The 14,714-nt window shown below is 70.2% G+C and carries 15 protein-coding genes and 1 riboswitch; of the genes, 11 read left to right on the top strand and 4 right to left on the bottom strand.

Annotated features, from left to right (window positions below):
- Positions 1-82 precede the first annotated feature (82 nt).
- Positions 83-550 (bottom strand): thioredoxin-dependent thiol peroxidase, encoded by a 468-nt coding sequence (gene bcp / locus OHT61_RS12175; RefSeq protein WP_329037713.1) that lies wholly within the window; start codon positions 548-550, stop codon positions 83-85.
- A 128-nt stretch (positions 551-678) separates the two neighbouring features.
- On the opposite strand from bcp, the gene OHT61_RS12170 reads away from it, so the two are divergent.
- The 3 genes from OHT61_RS12170 (at position 679) to OHT61_RS12160 (ending at position 2,000) form a co-directional block, all read left to right on the top strand.
- A complete protein-coding gene (locus tag OHT61_RS12170) occupies positions 679-999 on the top strand; it encodes a DUF3618 domain-containing protein (protein ID WP_327118157.1) in 321 nt (106 codons plus the stop codon).
- A gap of 184 nt (positions 1,000-1,183) precedes the next feature.
- The gene (locus tag OHT61_RS12165; protein ID WP_073747983.1) at positions 1,184-1,519 is read left to right on the top strand and encodes a GroES family chaperonin; all 336 of its coding nucleotides are present in this window, start codon (positions 1,184-1,186) and stop codon (positions 1,517-1,519) included.
- Positions 1,520-1,576: 57 nt separating this feature from the next.
- A riboswitch (guanidine-III (ykkC-III) riboswitch) is annotated at positions 1,577-1,643 on the top strand.
- 36 nt (positions 1,644-1,679) lie between these two features.
- A complete protein-coding gene (locus OHT61_RS12160) occupies positions 1,680-2,000 on the top strand; it encodes a DMT family transporter (RefSeq protein ID WP_329037710.1) in 321 nt (106 codons plus the stop codon).
- A 4-nt stretch (positions 2,001-2,004) separates the two neighbouring features.
- On the opposite strand, the gene OHT61_RS12155 is transcribed toward OHT61_RS12160, so the two are convergent.
- The gene (locus OHT61_RS12155; protein ID WP_329037707.1) at positions 2,005-4,542 is read right to left on the bottom strand and encodes a transglycosylase domain-containing protein; all 2,538 of its coding nucleotides are present in this window, start codon (positions 4,540-4,542) and stop codon (positions 2,005-2,007) included.
- 163 nt (positions 4,543-4,705) lie between these two features.
- On the opposite strand from OHT61_RS12155, the gene OHT61_RS12150 reads away from it, so the two are divergent.
- The 7 genes from OHT61_RS12150 (at position 4,706) to OHT61_RS12120 (ending at position 11,308) form a co-directional block, all read left to right on the top strand.
- The gene (locus OHT61_RS12150) at positions 4,706-5,506 is read left to right on the top strand and encodes an ABC transporter permease (protein ID WP_329037705.1); all 801 of its coding nucleotides are present in this window, start codon (positions 4,706-4,708) and stop codon (positions 5,504-5,506) included.
- Positions 5,507-5,513: 7 nt separating this feature from the next.
- Complete coding sequence (locus OHT61_RS12145; protein WP_443049612.1) at positions 5,514-6,380, top strand: ABC transporter permease; 867 nt, start codon at positions 5,514-5,516, stop codon at positions 6,378-6,380.
- A gap of 18 nt (positions 6,381-6,398) precedes the next feature.
- Positions 6,399-7,385 (top strand): ABC transporter ATP-binding protein, encoded by a 987-nt coding sequence (locus OHT61_RS12140; RefSeq protein WP_329043215.1) that lies wholly within the window; start codon positions 6,399-6,401, stop codon positions 7,383-7,385.
- Between the two features lie 409 nt (positions 7,386-7,794).
- Positions 7,795-8,322 (top strand): cupin domain-containing protein, encoded by a 528-nt coding sequence (locus OHT61_RS12135; RefSeq protein WP_329037703.1) that lies wholly within the window; start codon positions 7,795-7,797, stop codon positions 8,320-8,322.
- Positions 8,323-8,498: 176 nt separating this feature from the next.
- The gene (locus OHT61_RS12130; RefSeq protein ID WP_329037701.1) at positions 8,499-9,254 is read left to right on the top strand and encodes a 3-oxoacyl-ACP reductase family protein; all 756 of its coding nucleotides are present in this window, start codon (positions 8,499-8,501) and stop codon (positions 9,252-9,254) included.
- Between the two features lie 306 nt (positions 9,255-9,560).
- On the top strand, positions 9,561-10,403 hold the full coding sequence (locus tag OHT61_RS12125) for an alpha/beta fold hydrolase (RefSeq protein WP_329037698.1): 843 nt from the start codon (positions 9,561-9,563) through the stop codon (positions 10,401-10,403).
- A gap of 218 nt (positions 10,404-10,621) precedes the next feature.
- Positions 10,622-11,308 (top strand): DUF1707 domain-containing protein, encoded by a 687-nt coding sequence (locus OHT61_RS12120; RefSeq protein WP_329043213.1) that lies wholly within the window; start codon positions 10,622-10,624, stop codon positions 11,306-11,308.
- Positions 11,309-11,359: 51 nt separating this feature from the next.
- Here the strand turns inward: OHT61_RS12120 and OHT61_RS12115 are convergent, their stop codons facing one another.
- Complete coding sequence (locus tag OHT61_RS12115) at positions 11,360-12,619, bottom strand: SGNH/GDSL hydrolase family protein (protein ID WP_329037697.1); 1,260 nt, start codon at positions 12,617-12,619, stop codon at positions 11,360-11,362.
- A gap of 177 nt (positions 12,620-12,796) precedes the next feature.
- Between OHT61_RS12115 and OHT61_RS12110 the strand changes: the two genes are divergently transcribed.
- The gene (locus OHT61_RS12110; protein ID WP_329037695.1) at positions 12,797-14,224 is read left to right on the top strand and encodes a DUF445 domain-containing protein; all 1,428 of its coding nucleotides are present in this window, start codon (positions 12,797-12,799) and stop codon (positions 14,222-14,224) included.
- A 149-nt stretch (positions 14,225-14,373) separates the two neighbouring features.
- Here the strand turns inward: OHT61_RS12110 and OHT61_RS12105 are convergent, their stop codons facing one another.
- Entirely contained in the window at positions 14,374-14,676 is a 303-nt protein-coding gene (locus OHT61_RS12105) for a hypothetical protein (RefSeq protein WP_329037693.1), read from the bottom strand.
- Positions 14,677-14,714: the final 38 nt, after the last annotated feature.

Raw genomic sequence — 14,714 nt, 5'->3', positions numbered from 1 at the left:
ACCGAATCGGCGGCCGATTGCGACCTCGGTCACATCCCCTTCGCGAGGGATCGCCCCGGACGGGGCTGGGATCGAGCCGGGATCAGATACCCAGGTCCTTGATGATCTTCGCGACGTGACCGGTCGCCTTGACGTTGTAGAGGGCCTTCTCCACCTTGCCCTCTTCGTCGACGACGATCGTGGAGCGGATGACCCCCGTCACCACTTTGCCGTAGAGCTTCTTCTCGCCGTAGGCGCCGTACGCCTCCAGGGTCTCCTTGGAGGGGTCGCCGACCAGGGTGACCTGGAGGTTCTCCTTCTCACGGAACTTGGCGAGCTTCTCCGGCTTGTCGGGCGACACGCCGATGACGTCGTATCCGGCGCCGGTGAGCAGCTCCAGGTTGTCGGTGAAGTCGCAGGCCTGCTTGGTGCAACCGGGGGTAAGCGCCGCGGGGTAGAAGTAGACGATGACCTTGCGGCCCTTGTGGTCCGCGAGCGAGACCTCCTTGCCGTCGGCGTCCGGAAGGGTGAAGGCGGGGGCGGTGTCGCCTGTCTGCAGTCGCTCGCTCATGTTTCTCCTCGGGTGGCGCGCGGGGTGTGTCGTACCGAGCGTAATAGGGGGTGCCGCCGGGTGTAGGGGCGGTCGAGCTGACAGACTGTCGATGAAGGTTTACCGACGACGACCACGGAGGCGGCGCAGTGTCGGATACGAGGACCCCTGCGCAGATCGAGGCGGACATCATCAGCAGGCGGCAGCAGCTTGCGCTGGTGCTGGACGAGATCGGGGTGCGGGTGCACCCGAAGACGATCATGGGTGACGCGAAGGCCAAGGTCGCGTCGACGGTGGACCGGACGGCCGGGCGCGCTTTCGTCGCGGTGAACCGTTCGGTTTCGGACGTGCGGGCCCAGTTCGTGTCGGAGGACGGTTCGCCGCGGCTGGAGCGGGTGATTCCGGCGGCGGTGGTGGTGGTCGGCGCGGTGGCGCTGCTGACGCTGTCGACGAGTCGCAGGAAGCGCTGAGGTTCCGCGTCGCACGTGGTGCGGGGCGCCGAGGGCTGTTGTCGGCTGTCGGCGTGTCGCCCCCGGTGCCCGCGCCGGCCCGGTGCGGGCGTGTCGTCGGGTGCCGGTGGCGGTTTCCGGGCGGGCCCTGGGGCGTGTCGTGCGGTGCGGGGCAGGTAGGTTGCTGCGCGTGAGCGACAACGGCATGAGCAACACCGACGACAAGCTGCCGATCAGGATGCTGCACGACCGTGTGCTGGTCCGGTCGGATTCGCCCGAGGGCGAGCGGCGTTCCGGCGGCGGCATCCTGATTCCGGCGACGGCCGCGGTGGGCAGGCGTCTGGCGTGGGCCGTGGTGGTCGCGGTGGGCCAGAACGTGCGGACGGTGGAGCCCGGTGACCGGGTGCTGTACGACCCGGAGGACCGTGCCGAGGTCGAGGTGCGGGGTGTGGCGTACGTGCTGATGCGGGAGCGGGATCTGCATGCCGTGGCCGCCGACCGGTTCGAGGGTTCGGTGGACTCGACGGGGCTGTACCTGTAGGGCGCGGCGGTCTGTCGACGAGGCCTGGTGACGGTTTTCACCAGGCCTTTTGCCTGTCCTTTGCTACGGTGGTGGGACCCCGACGAGACGCGCCGTACCGGGTTTTCCGTAAAGACGACGCACCCGTTCTGTTCGCGTGTTGCGTCGTGGAGGTGCTGTCGTGGCCTGGGTTCTGTTGATCGTCGCCGGTCTGCTCGAGGTGGGCTGGTCGATCGGGATGAAGTACACCGACGGGTTCACGCGGCTGTGGCCGAGTGTGTTCACCGGTATGGGGATCGTGGCCAGCATGATGCTGCTGTCGCAGGCGGCGAAGACGCTGCCGATCGGTACGGCGTACGGGGTGTGGGTCGGGATCGGTGCGGCGGGTGCCGCGGTGCTGGGCATGGTGGTGCTGCACGAGCCGGTGACGGCGGCGCGGATCTTCTTCGTCTGTCTGCTGCTCGTCGCGGTGGTGGGGCTGAAGGCGACGTCCGGGCACTGACGGGTCAGATGCGGCCGGGTGCGAGGGGGGCCGGCTCTCCGGGGCCGTGCCCCTCGTCCGCTTCCGGCCGGCCGTCGTGTTCCTCGGCGTGGTGGTTCCGGTCCCCGCCGGGGCGGTTGTCGTCGGGGGTTCCGGGTTCGCCTCCGGCGTTCTCGTGGCCGTCGGACCCGCGTCCGGCGTTCTCGTGGCCGTCGGACCCGCGTCCGGCCGCTTCCCGGCGGGGGGCGGGGACGGCCGCGTCGGCGGGGGTGGCGGTGCGGGGTGCCCGCGGGGCGGCGGTGTTCTCGGTGGTGGTGCGTGTTCCGTCCTGCTCCTCGCCGGATTCGCGGGTCTCGCGGGATGCCCGGGGGCGGGGGGACTTCTCGGTGTCGCGCGTGTCCTCGGTGTCCCGCGTCTCCTCGGTGTCCTCCTCCGTGTCCTCTTCCCCCGCGCTCTCGTCCGGGTCGGGTTCCTCGGGGCCCTCGTCCGCCTCCAGGTCGAAGTCGCGCACCGGGGTGCCTTCCAGTGCGGCCCGGGTGTAGGCGGCCCAGGTCTGCGCGGGTGCGCCGCCGCCGTTCATGCGGGCCAGGCCGAGTGCGCCGTACAGCGGTTTCTGTACGCCGGTCTCGGGGTCCTGGCCCATGACGGCGATGACGGTGGCGAGGTCGGGGGTGAATCCGGCGAACCAGGCGGCCTTGTCCTCCTCGGCGGTGCCCGTCTTCCCGGCGGCCGGGCGGCCGGCGCCCTGGGCCGCCGTTCCGGTGCCGCCGTCGACGACGCTGCGCAGGACGGAGGTCGTGGTGTCCGCGGCCTCGCGGCTGATGGCGCGTCGGGTGGTCCTGGCGGGAAGGGGGAGCGAATCGCCGTTCTTGCTGATCTTGGCGACGAGGCTGTAGGGGCGCTGTTTTCCGTGGTCGGCGAGGGTGGCGTAAGCGGATGCCATCTCGACGGCGCTGGCGGTGGCGGGGCCGAGCGCGATGGAGGGTGAGGCGGTGAGGTCGGGGGTGTCGCGGGGGATGCCGAGGGCGACAGCGGTGTCCTTGACCTCGTCGGGTCCGACGTCCTGGGCCATCTGGGCGTAGACGGCGTTGACGGATTTGTCGGTGGCCTCGCGGACGGTGATGGAGCCGTAGTCGACGTCGTCCTCGTTGGCGGGGGAGTAGCCGGTGGAGCCGGTGGCGCTGCGGACGGTGCGTTCGTTGGTGCCGTCGTAGCGGGTGTTGGGGGTGATCGCGCGGCCCTTCTGGGTGGTGGACCCGTTGGCGAGGGCGGCGGCGAGGACGATGGGCTTGAAGGTGGATCCGACCTGGTAGTCGCGTCGGGTCGCGTTGTTGACGTACTGCTTGGTGTAGTCGATGCCGCCGTAGAGGGCGACGACGTGGCCGGTGGCGGGGTCGATGGAGGCGCCGCCGGCACGGACGTTGTGGTCGGCCTCGCGGTCCTTGCTCGTCTTGGCGAGGACGTTGTCCTTGACGGCTTCGACGAGGGCGTGCTGCTTCTTCTTCTGCAGGGTGGTGGTGATGCGGTAGCCGCCGGTGGCGAGGGTGTTCTCGCCGATGATCCGGTTGGCCGCGAGGTAGTCGTTGACGGCCTGGACGATGTAGCCGCGCTGGCCGGAGAGGGCGGTGGCGGGCTTGGCCTTGCCGGGGACGGGGAAGGTCATGGCGGCACGGTCGGCGGGGCTGAGCCAGTGCTGCTTGACCATGCCGTCGAGGACGTAGTCCCAGCGGGCGAGCACGGCGGCCTTGTTCTCCGGGTGGGCGACGACGTCGTAGGAGCTGGGGGCGTTGAGGAGGGAGGCGAGGTAGGCGCCTTCGCCCGCGTCGAGGCGGTCGACGTCCTTGCCGTAGTAGGCGTGGGCGGCGGCCTGGATGCCGTAGGCGTTGCGGCCGAAGTAGCTGGTGTTGAGGTAGCCCTCGAGGATCTCGTCCTTGCTCTGTTCGCGGTCGAGCTTGATGGAGATGAAGAGTTCCTTGGCCTTGCGGACGAGGGTCTGTTCCTGGCCGAGGTAGTAGTTCTTGACGTACTGCTGGGTGATGGTGGAGCCGCCCTGTCTGCCCTTGCCGGTGGCGGTGTTCCAGCCGGCGCGGAGGGTGGCCTTGATGTCGATGGCGTCCTCGGAGTAGAAGTCCCGGTCCTCCGCGGCGAGTACGGCGTGCTGGATGGTGCGGGGGATCTTGCGGAGGGGGATGTTCTCGCGGTTGATCTCGCCGTCGCGGGCGATGACGGTGCCGTCCTCGTAGAGGTAGACGTTCGACTGCGCGGTGGCGCTGGCGTTCGCGGCGGGGATGTCGACGAGCTGGTAGCCGGCGATGAATCCGCCGACGAGGACCAGGGCGAGGAAGAGGAAGCCGGCGAGGGTCATGCGCCAGGTGGGTACGGCGCGGCGCCATCCGGTGCGTTTGGGCCGCTTGGAGCGCTTCTTGCGCCCTTTGCCGTCGCGTGCGCCGTCCGGCTGGGGTGGCCGGGGGGTAGCGGCCGCGGTCGAGGGGTCCCGGGGGGCCCATCCCTCGGAGCCGGGCTGACCAGGGTCTGTGCCGTTCTGCGGTGGCTCGTGGCTCATGACTGTGGTGGCTCCTCGACTGCGGACGATTATCCCATAGTGCACTTTTCGGACGGATAACCCTCGGACCCTCCGCGGAAAAGGAGTCGCGGCGGCCGAACGGCCTGGACTAGGGTCGTGCGCTTTGGTCCTGAGTGCCGGAAACACGAGGGGGAGGCCCGCGGTGCGGCTCTATGCGGTGGTGGCGGCCGGGGGGTTCCGGCGGTACGCCACCTACCGGACGGCGACGCTGGCGGGGGTGTTCACGAACACCGTCTTCGGCTTCATCGTCGCGTACACCTATCTGGCCCTGTGGGACGAGCGCCCGCAGCTCGGCGGTTACGACCAGTCGGAGGCCCTGACCTATGTGTGGCTGGGTCAGGCGCTGCTGATGACCTGCGCGATGATGGGTGCCGGCTTCGAGAGCGAGCTGACGGAGCGGATCCGTACGGGTGACATCGCGGTCGACCTGTACCGGCCCGCCGACCTCCAGTTGTGGTGGCTGGCCGGGGACCTGGGCCGGGCGGCCTTCCACCTGCTGGGGCGCGGGGTCGCGCCGATGGTGCTGGGGGCCCTGGCGTTCGACCTGGCGTTGCCGGATTCGCCCTGGATGTGGCCGGCCTTCCTGGTGTCGGTGCTGCTCGGGGTGGTGGTCAGCTTCGCGCTGCGCTTCCTGGTCGCGTTGTCGGCGTTCTGGCTGATGGACGGGGCCGGTGCCCTGCAGATGGCCATGCTGGCGGGGCTGTTCTTCTCCGGGATGCTGCTGCCGCTGACGCTCTTCCCCGGCGTGCTCGGGGAGGTGGCGCGGGCCCTGCCGTGGTCGTCGCTGCTCCAGGTTCCGGCGGACGTGTTCCTCGGCAGGTACACGGGCTGGGGTCTGTTGGGGGCGTACGCCTTCCAGGCCGGGTGGGCGCTGGTGCTGCTGCTGGCCGGGCGGCTCCTGCAGTCCGTCGCGACGAGGAGGGTGGTGGTGCAGGGTGGCTGACGTCGGGGTGGACGCGGTGGCCGCGCCGGGTCCGGAGACCGCCGAGACCGCTTTCGCCGACCGGTCGCGGCTGGTTGAGGGGGTCCGTGCGTACGGGCTGATCGTGGCGATGTGGCTGCGCTCGACGCTGGCGTACCGGGCGTCGTTCGTGATGACGACGGTCGGGAACTTCCTGATGACCGGGTTCGACTTCGTCACGATCATGCTGATGTTCTCGCACGTGGACGCGCTGGGCGGCTACACGCTGCCGGAGATCGCGTTGCTGTACGGGGTGTCGGCGTCGGCGTTCGGGCTGTGCGATCTCCTGCTGGGTTCGGTCGACCGGGTGGGGCAGCGGGTGCGGGACGGGACGCTCGACACGCTGTTGGTGCGGCCGGTTCCGGTGCTGGCCCAGGTGGCGGCCGACCGGTTCGCGCTGCGCCGCCTGGGCCGGATCACGCAGGCGCTGCTGGTGCTGGGGTACGCCCTGGTGACGCTGGACATCGCGTGGACCCCGCTGAAGGTGGCCCTGCTGCCGGTGATGGTGCTCAGCGGGGCGGCGATCTTCGGGGCGGTGTTCGTGGCGGGTGCCGCGTTCCAGTTCTACGCGCAGGACGCCTCGGAGGTGCAGAACGCGTTCACGTACGGGGGGACGACGCTGCTCCAGTACCCCCCGTCGGTCTTCGCGCGGGACCTGGTGCGCGGGGTGACGTTCATCGTGCCGCTCGCGTTCGTGAGCTGGCTGCCCGCGCTGTACGTGCTGGGCCGGGACTACCCGCTGGACCTGCCCCGGTGGGTGGCTTTCCTGCCACCGTTGGTCGCGGGTGGCTGCTGGGTGCTCGCGGGTCTGGTGTGGCGGGTGGGGCTGCGGTCGTACCGCAGCACGGGAAGCTGAGGAGTGGACGTGGACGACATGGACTTCATCGAACTCGACGGCGTCGAGAAGGTCTTCGACGTGCGGCGCAGGACGGGCTTCCTGCGCCGTGAACGGCGTGAGGTGCGGGCGGTGGACGGGATCAGCTTCCGGGTGCCGCGCGGGGAGATGGTCGGCTACATCGGCCCGAACGGGGCGGGCAAGTCGACGACGATCAAGATGCTGACGGGCATCCTGACGCCGAGCGGCGGTCGGCTGCGGGTGGCGGGCATCGACCCGTCGAGGGAGCGGACGAGGCTGGCGCACCGGATCGGGGTGGTCTTCGGGCAGCGCACGACCCTGTGGTGGGACCTGCCGCTGCGCGACTCGTACCGGCTGATGCACCGGATGTACCGGATCCCGGACCGCCGCTTCCGCGAGAACCTGGACCGCTGCGTCGAACTCCTGGACCTGGGGGACCTGCTGGAGGTGCCGGTGCGGCAGCTGTCGTTGGGGCAGCGGATGCGGGGGGACATCGCCGCGGCGCTGCTGCACGATCCGGAGGTGCTGTACCTGGACGAGCCGACGATCGGGCTCGACGTCGTCTCGAAGGCCAAGGTGCGCGGTTTCCTGCGCGACCTGAACGCGGAGCGCGCCACGACGGTGCTGCTGACGACCCATGACCTGACCGACATCGAGCAGCTCTGCAAGCGGGTGATGGTGATCGACCACGGTCGTCTGGTGTACGACGGTGCGCTCGCCGGGCTGCACGAGGTCGGGGAGAGCGAGCGGACGCTGGTCGTGGACCTGGAGCGCGAACTCCCGCCGATCGAGCTGGGGTCGGAGAGCCCGGTGCGGGTGGTGAAGGTGGAGGGGCCCCGGCAATGGCTGTCGTTCCCGGCGACGGCGTCGGCGGCGCCCTTGGTGGCGCGCATCGCGGCGGACTATCCGCTGGTCGACCTGTCGGTGCGGGAGCCGGACATCGAGTCGGTGATCGCGAAGATGTACGTGCCGGATGCCACTGCCACCGCCGGTGCCGGCGGATGAGGGCTGTCCCGCGCGGGGGAGCGGGCTTCCGCCGGTCGTGAGTCAGCTGTCGCGGGGCGGGTGGGCGGACGTGCCAGGGTGAGGGTGCGTCCTTCCCGCGTGCCACCCGGTGTCACCGGCTCCGCCCGGGCGTCGGCGCTACCGGTACGGTGCGTGGAAGTCTCCTGTGGGACGGCCGAGTTGGCTGATTCTCTCGATAACGAGGGCCAAATGTCTGCTGTCGCAATCTTTTTGACGCCCTGGCGCATCGCGGGATGTGTCTGGATCTCACCCGTCGGTCCGAGCAATCACTTGACTGGTCAATCAAAACTGAGTTCACTGGTTTCTGCCTCGAGTGACATCCGTGATCCGGTACCGAGGGCGTCGAATCCCACTCAATGCAGTAAGTCATCCTGAACAGGGAGCCTTTATGTCCGACGAGCCCGTGAACACTCTTGCCGCGTTATCCGCGACGGAGTACAAGAGCGAAGCGCTGCATGTGCGTTCCGATGAGGGGCCGGTCAAGTGGGTGGCCGGCGATGAGTACACGATCAAGGTGACCGGTAAGGAAACCAATGGCTCCCTCGGCTTCATCGTTGCCACGGTGCCGCCGGGGAACGGGCCGGTCGCGCATCTTCACAAGCACGGCGACGAGGCCTTCTACCTTCTGAAGGGCGAGTTGGAGTTCCTCAACGGCGACGACACCTTCATGGCGTCGGAAGGCGACTTCGTCTTCGTTCCGCGGGGGACCCGGCACCGGTTCAAGAATGTCGGAACCGAAGAAGTGACGATGGCTTTCTTCTTCACCCCCGGTGGCCCGGAGAGCTTCTTCCTCGAGTTCGGGGACGACCCGCTGCCCGGTCATTCGCCGCAGCTGTGGACGCCGGACAGGTTCACGCCACAGATGATCGAGGCGACCGTACGTATGGGCGACATCATCCTGCCCGAAGGCATGTAGCGAGAACGCGGTCGTTCTCCGATGGCCATGCCGGATCCATTCCGGGGCCGATTCGGGGAATCGAGCCGGGGGTGTCATCCCTCGGCCGGTTCCCCGACCCGTACCCGGTGCGCGCTTGATCGGCACATGGTCGAGGCGCGCCTGAACTGATTTTTCATCAAACCGAAAGTGGAGTAATGACAGACGTTCTCAGCGGTAAGAAGGCCCTGGTCACCGGCGGTTCGCGTGGGATCGGTGCGGGCGTCGTGCGCCGACTGGCCGCCGACGGAGCCGCAGTGGCTTTCACCTACGTGCAGGCGAAGGACACGGCCGACGCCCTGGTCGCGGAGATCGTGGAGGCCGGAGGCCGTGCGGTGGCGATCCAGGCCGACGCCGCGGACCGGGCCTCGGTCCGCTCGGCGGTGGCGACCACCGTCGCCGAACTCGGTGGACTGGACATCCTGGTCAACAACGCCGGCCAGGGTGTGGTCGCCCCGCTCGCCGAGTTCCCGGACGAGACCTTCGACCGGATCATGGCGCTGAACGTCACCGCCGCTTTCACCGCCATCCAGGCGGCTTCCGAGCACTTCACCGAGGGCGGCCGGGTGATCACCATCGGGAGTGTCAACGCCGACATCGTCCCCTTCGCCGGGTTGAGCGCGTACACGACCTCGAAGGCCGCGGTGGCCGGGCTGACACGCGCCGTCGCCGTCGAACTGGCTCCCCGAGGCATCACGGTGAACAACCTGCAGGTGGGGCCGACCAACACCGAGTCGAACCCGGACTCCGGTCCCTTCGCGCAGGTGATGACGGGGCTGATGCCGATCGGCAAGTTCGCCCAGCCTTCGGACATCGCCAGTGCGGTCGCCTACCTCGCCGGCCCTGAGGCGTGGTACGTGACCGGTGCCAGCTGGAACGTCGACGGCGGATTCGGCCTCGGCTTCCACTCCTGAGTTCCCGCTCCGCGGTCGTCCGCGCGCCGACGACCGCGGGCCCTCGGGCTCCCGCCGGGCCGCACGGGCGGACAGGGGCCCGCTCCGGTCGGCCCTGTGCGAAAGGACCGGGGCGGGAAGACAGGGGCGTGCCGAGAGAACGCGGTACCCGAAGCACTCGTTGCGGAGACCTCGTCGGCAGCGTCCACGGGCGTCTCCCGCAAGGGTGGCTTCGCTTCGTCAGGACGTTCCTGCATGGCGGTGCACCGGGAACTCGAAGAAAGTCATCGTGTCCTTCGCGGGACACCAGAACGGAAGGCTTCCAGCATGATCGAGAACTTCGAAGAGGGCTTCGCCGAGGTGAACGGCACCCGGCTCCACTACCTGATCGGTGGCGAGGGCGAACCGCTGGTCATCATGGACGGCTGGCCGCGCAATGTGCACGGCCTCCACAAGATCCTCCCCTCCCTTGCCGAGCAGTTCCGGGTCATCGCCGTCGATTACCGCGGACAGGGCGACTCGGACAAACCCGAGGGCGGCTACGACAAGAAGAACATGGCGAAGGACGTCCATGAACTGATCCGAAGCCTGGGATTCGACCGGGTGAACATCGCCGCCGCGGACGTGGGCGCGATGGTCGCCTACAGTTTCGCCGCGAATCACCCGGAGGCGACGAACAAACTGGCCGTCTGGGAGGGCGGGCCCTTCCGGCCCGAGGTGTACGAAAATCTCAGCGCGTTTCCCAAGGACGGGGAGCCGAACATCTGGTGGTATCCGCTGGCCATGATCAAGGGCCTGCCCGAGAAGCTGCTCGCCGGACGCTTCCGGCACGTCATCGACGCGACGACCGACGCCCTCTCCCTCCATCCGGAACGCATCAGCGAGGAGAGCCGGGCCATCTACGCCGCCTCGTACGACGCGCCCGAGGCAGTCGCCGCCGCCTTCCGCGTGTACACCTCCGTCCACCAGGACATGGCGGACTACGACACCTACGCACCGCTGACCATGCCCACGCTGGTGATCGGCGCCCGGTACCTCGAGTTCGTCCAGCTGATGATGGAGGGAAGGGCCAAGGACGTCCGGTACGCCAAGATCGAGGACAGTGGCCACTACATCGCCGAGGAGCAGCCGGAAGCGCTTGCCGCGGAGCTGAGGAAGTTCTTCGGCTGAGGCATGCGGCCTCCGGTACCGGAGCAGACGGGCCAGGTGCCCACGCGGGGCCGCCGGCCGCCCGGCCTTGAAGGTCCGGGACGTGCGGGCGGCCCGGCTCCTCTCGGGGCAGCGCATCCTGTGCCGCACGCCGGTCCGCCGTCAATGGCGCAACAGCCTGTGGGCCCGGTCGGCCGCTGCTCTATAGGGTGCGCGGTATGACAAGCGAAAACCCGGACATGCGTGCTTCCGACGCGGAACGTGAGCGGGTCGCGGAGACCCTGCGGGAGGCCGTGGCCGAGGGCCGGCTGGAGATGGACGAGTTCGAGCAGCGGCTGGACGCGACCTACCGGGCGCGCACCCACGGGGAGTTGGAGCCGCTCGTGCAGGACCTCCCCGTGCCGGGCACCCCCGCCCGCACCGGGCCCGCCGCGGTCGCCGCCCGGACGGGGCGGGACGCCGACTGGGCCGGGCGGATCGGCGGGCGGGCGACGTCGTCGGGGGCCTTCGCCTTCTGGGGCGGGTTCAACCGCAAGGGCCGGTGGACGGTGGGGCGGCAGTTCACCGCGTTCGCGATGTGGGGCGGCGGCGAGATCGACCTGCGCGAGGCCCACTTCGCCGAACGCGACGTCGTGATCCGGTGCTTCGCCGTCATGGGCGGCATGCAGGTGACGGTCCCGCCGGACCTCGACGTGCAGGTGAGCGGGCTCGGCGTGATGGGCGGCTTCGGCGAGCACTCCAAGATCGACGAGGAGGACCCCCACCCGGACTCCCCGCGGGTCAGGATCACCGGGTTCGCGCTGATGGGCGGCGTCGGCGTGGAACGCAAGCGGAGCAAGGCGGAGAAGCGGCGGCTCAAGGAGCTGGAGTCGGAGCGCCTGCGGAAGCCGGACAACGGGGGGGACGGGCGCAAGGAGCTCGGCTGAGCCCGGCGGCGCGAGCCGGGCGCGCCCGCGGAACGCGCCCGTGTCCGGCCGTCAGAACATGTCGCTCCGCGGTGTCCCGTCGACCTCGTCGAGATCGACGGCATGCCCCAGGGTGCGGTAGCCGGCGTCGTTGAAGTGCAGGTGGTCGCCGGAGTCGTAGGCGGGCAGGATCCGGTTCGGTGCGTACGGGTCGCGGACCGCGCGGTCGAAGTCGACGAAGGAGTCGAAGACCCGGCCGGAGCGGATCTCCTTGTTGACCGCCAGGCGTACGGCGTTGCGCCCGGGCGTCCAGCTCGGGTACCCCTGGAAGGGGGTCAGCGTCGCCCCCACGACCCTGAGGCCCCGGTCGCGCGCCCGGTCGGCGAGCGCGCGGAGTCCGGCGGTGACGCGGCGGGCGTCGGCCTCCTGGGGGGCCTGCTGCACGTCGTTGATGCCGAGTGAGATGACGACGGTCTTCGCTCCGGCGACGGAGAGCACGTCCCGTTCGAAGCGGTGCGTCGCGCTCGAGCCGCCCAGCTTCTTCACCCCGCGGCTGCTCAGCGGGCTGTCACGCAGGACGCGGTTCCCGGCGATTCCCACGTTGGCCACGCCGAAGCGGTGCCGCAGCCGGTCGGAGAGGACGTCCGGCCAGCGGTGGTCGGCGTCGGTGGTGGAGCCGGTGCCCGCGGTGAGCGAGTCGCCGATCACGACGATCGCGCCGGGTGCGGCGTCGTTGTGGACGTCGACGGCCGTGAGGTAGCGCCACCTGGTGGTGCTCCATGTGCCGTGCTCGTCGGCCAGGTACGACGTCTGGTGGGTGTTGGGGTGCTGGGTGACCGGTCCCGAGGCATCCACAGTGCGCAGCGAGACGACGAGTTCGGCGTCGGGGGCGACGGGGACGACGACCGGGTCGCTGACGACCTGTCCGCCCGGTGCGACCGTGACGTGGGGCAGGCCGCGGAAGGTGACCCGGCGGGTGTTGACGGCCGCCCGGTCGACGACGAGCGGTGCTGCGCCGAAGAGGTTGGACAGGGTGATGCGTGCCGCGTCACCGCCGATGCTGGTGTGGACGATGTTCCGGATGGTGCGGCCGGGGTACCCGTGGACGGAGTCCGGCTCGGCGCTGACGGGCGCCGCCGTCCAGGTCGCGACCCAGGAGCCGGTGGAGTTCACCGGGGCGGCCTGGTTGCGGGACGCCGCGTGCGCGTCGGGTCCGAGCGGTGCCGTCCGCCGCGCCGCCATGAACGACGTACCGAACGCCACGGCTGCGGCGAGTGCGGCGGTGCCGGCCACGAGGGCGATGAGCAGGGCGTACCCCTGGCGCCTGGGCATCTGCGGTGCTTCTCCTTGCGGTGTACTGCCTGGCGCAGGGTCCTGCGTTCGAGGCGGTGTTCGAGTTGTTCTCATGATGCGACAGCCCCCGGGGAACTCGGCATGCGGCCCGGGAGTAGGTGGGGTAGGGACAATGCGTACGGCACGGCGTGACGCGTACGCGGACGGGTGGAGCGGATGGAACAGGACGCGGGGCAGGGAACGGGACGCGGACCGGACGGCCACGGCGCCGGGCGGCCGGAGAGCGCACCGCCGGGCATCGGGGCCGGGCGGCCGGGGGCGGAGCCGGGTGGTGCGCCGCCCGGGACCTCCGGTGTCCGGCCGTCCGGGCTGCCGTTGGGCGGGTTCGCGTACACGGCGGCCGACGAGGAGAAACAGCGCGGCGTGCGCCGCATGAAGACCACCGCCACGGGACTGCTCCTCCTCGTCGCGCTCGTGTACGTCCTCGCCACATGGGCGGAGAACTCGGGTGTGGGGGGCTGGCCGGGCTACGTCGCAGCGGCTGCCGAGGCTGGAATGGTGGGTGCGCTGGCGGACTGGTTCGCCGTCACGGCGCTCTTCCGGCGCCCGCTCGGCCTGCCCATCCCCCACACTGCCATCATTCCCACCAAGAAGGACCAGTTGGGGGAGTCACTCGGTTCCTTCGTGGGCGAGAATTTTCTCTCCGGAGACGTCGTTCGTGACCGAATTCACGCGCTGGGGGTCGGTGCGCGCCTCGGGGCGTGGCTCGCCGAGCCCGCGCACGCCGACCGGGTGACGGCCGAGCTCGCCACGGCGCTGCGGGGTGCGCTGACGGTGCTTCGGGACTCCGACGTGCAGGCGGTCGTGGGGGAGGCGATCACCCGGCGGGCGGACGCCGCGGAAGTCGGTCCGGGCATGGGCAAGATGCTGGAGAGGATCGTCGCGGACGGCGGGCACCGCCGGGTCGTCGATCTCGTCTGCGTGCGGGCGCACGACTGGCTGGTGCTGCACGGCGACTCCGTCATGGACGCGGTGCAGGGCGGGGCGCCCGGCTGGACCCCGCGCTTCGTCGACAAGCGGGTGGGGGAGCGGGTCTACAAGGAGCTGCTGCGCTTCGTCACGGAGATGCGGGACATGCCGGGGCATCCGGCGCGCGGCTCGATCGACACGTTTCTGACCGACTTCGCCGCCGACCTCCAGACGGACGGCGACACCCGGGCCCGGGTCGACCGGCTGAAGTCGGAGATCCTGGGGCGCGGCGAGGTCCAGGACGTCATCGCGTCGGCCTGGTCGTCCGTGCGTTCGATGATCCTGGCGGCGGCCGAGGACGAGCGCAGCGAGCTGCGGCTGCGGGCCAGGGCCTCGCTGATCTCCCTCGGCGCGCGGCTGTCGACGGACGAGCGGCTGCAGGCGAAGCTGGAGGGGTGGCTGGAGGACGCGGCGGCGTACGTCGTCACGACGTACCGCACCGAGATCACCTCGCTGATCAGTGACACCGTGGCCGGCTGGGACGCCCGTCAGACGTCGAAGAAGATCGAGGCGCACATCGGCCGCGACCTGCAGTTCATCCGGATCAACGGCACCGTGGTCGGCGCGCTCGCGGGTCTGGCGATCTACTCCGTGTCGCGGGCCCTGGGGGGCTGACCGGGGGCGTGCCCGTCCTGTCGTACGAGCACGCCCCCGGGTCGTGCGGGGAGTTGCTGTTCAGTACGCACCCCGCGGCGCCCGTGTTCAATCCCCCGGCACGGTTTTTCTGTGCGGCGGGGTTCCCTCGGGGAGCGGTGTGCGTCGTCTCAGGCGCCGCGCCGGGTGACGGCCCAGGACGCGGCGGCGACGCCGCCGGCCACGGTGAACACGGCGGGCCAGGCCCCGACCTTCTTGGCCAGCGGGTGCGATCCGGCGAACGCGGCGACGTAGGCGACGGTCAGGGCGGTGGCCGCGCGGGGTCCGGCCTGCCGGTTCCACCCGTACGCCGCCACCGAGCCGGCGGCGGCCAGGGCGACGCCGCCCAGCTGGCGCTTCCGGGTCCACCGGGCGATGCCGTACCCGCCGACGAGACCGCTCGCCGCCACTGCCGCTGCCGGGACCTTCGCCATTGCCGCCACCTTCGATCTCGCGGGTGCCGGCCTGCTGC

It is taken from the genome of Streptomyces sp. NBC_00178 (genome assembly GCF_036206005.1).
Classification (GTDB): Bacteria; Actinomycetota; Actinomycetes; order Streptomycetales; family Streptomycetaceae; genus Streptomyces.
Note: the sequence above shows the minus strand (reverse complement) of the source record. Positions and strands in the feature narration are given on the sequence as shown.

Excerpts from the sequence above, each read along its gene's own strand:
- OHT61_RS12155 (WP_329037707.1), bottom strand. The coding sequence starts at position 4,542 with ATGAGCCACGAGCCACCGCAGAACGGCACAGACCCTGGTCAGCCCGGC.
- OHT61_RS12105 (WP_329037693.1), bottom strand. The coding sequence starts at position 14,676 with ATGGCGAAGGTCCCGGCAGCGGCAGTGGCGGCGAGCGGTCTCGTCGGC.
- OHT61_RS12120 (WP_329043213.1), top strand. The coding sequence starts at position 10,622 with ATGCGTGCTTCCGACGCGGAACGTGAGCGGGTCGCGGAGACCCTGCGG.
- OHT61_RS12125 (WP_329037698.1), top strand. The coding sequence starts at position 9,561 with ATGATCGAGAACTTCGAAGAGGGCTTCGCCGAGGTGAACGGCACCCGG.
- OHT61_RS12130 (WP_329037701.1), top strand. The coding sequence starts at position 8,499 with ATGACAGACGTTCTCAGCGGTAAGAAGGCCCTGGTCACCGGCGGTTCG.
- OHT61_RS12115 (WP_329037697.1), bottom strand. The coding sequence starts at position 12,619 with ATGCCCAGGCGCCAGGGGTACGCCCTGCTCATCGCCCTCGTGGCCGGC.
- OHT61_RS12165 (WP_073747983.1), top strand. The coding sequence starts at position 1,184 with ATGAGCAACACCGACGACAAGCTGCCGATCAGGATGCTGCACGACCGT.
- OHT61_RS12135 (WP_329037703.1), top strand. The coding sequence starts at position 7,795 with ATGTCCGACGAGCCCGTGAACACTCTTGCCGCGTTATCCGCGACGGAG.
- bcp (WP_329037713.1), bottom strand. The coding sequence starts at position 550 with ATGAGCGAGCGACTGCAGACAGGCGACACCGCCCCCGCCTTCACCCTT.
- OHT61_RS12110 (WP_329037695.1), top strand. The coding sequence starts at position 12,797 with ATGGAACAGGACGCGGGGCAGGGAACGGGACGCGGACCGGACGGCCAC.
- OHT61_RS12140 (WP_329043215.1), top strand. The coding sequence starts at position 6,399 with ATGGACTTCATCGAACTCGACGGCGTCGAGAAGGTCTTCGACGTGCGG.